The following is a 516-nucleotide window of genomic DNA, read 5'->3' as shown; positions in this document are numbered from 1 at the left end:
CGCCGGGACCGTCGTCCTCTCCCAACCGGCCGCCGCGGCGAGCGGGTTGACGCCGGTCACCGGCTTCGGATCCAACCCGGGCAACCTGTCCATGTACACCTACGTCCCGGCCGGTCTGCCGGCCCACGCCCCCGTCGTGGTCGCCCTGCACGGCTGCACCCAGACCGCCGGCGACTACTACGCCAACAGCGGATGGGCGCAGCTCGCCGACGCGTACGGCTTCGCCCTGGTGTTCCCGCAGACCAGCTCGGCGAACAACGCGCTGTCCTGCTTCACCTGGTTCGACCCGGCCGACTCCACGCGCGGCAGGGGCGAGGCCGCGTCCGTCGCGCAGATGGTCACCAAGGCCCGGTCGCAGTACGGCTCGGACGCGGACCGGGTGTACGTGACCGGCCTCTCGGCGGGCGGCGGGATGGCGGCGAACCTGCTCGCCGCGTACCCCGACGTCTTCGCGGGCGGCTCCATCGCCTCGGGCCTGCCGGCGCAGTGCGCGACCTGTCTCTTATACACATCTCT

1 protein-coding gene is annotated in these 516 nt (G+C 72.3%); it reads left to right on the top strand.

Features of this window, described 5'->3' with window-relative positions:
• The coding region (locus tag IH13_RS0133610) for an extracellular catalytic domain type 1 short-chain-length polyhydroxyalkanoate depolymerase (protein ID WP_158791463.1) at positions 1-516 on the top strand (516 nt) is incomplete at both ends.

It is taken from the genome of Streptomyces sp. NRRL WC-3549 (assembly GCF_000721935.1).
In the GTDB taxonomy this organism is placed as follows: domain Bacteria; phylum Actinomycetota; class Actinomycetes; order Streptomycetales; family Streptomycetaceae; genus Streptomyces.
The sequence above is the reverse complement of the archived record's forward strand: the minus strand, read 5'-3'. Positions and strand labels throughout refer to the sequence as shown.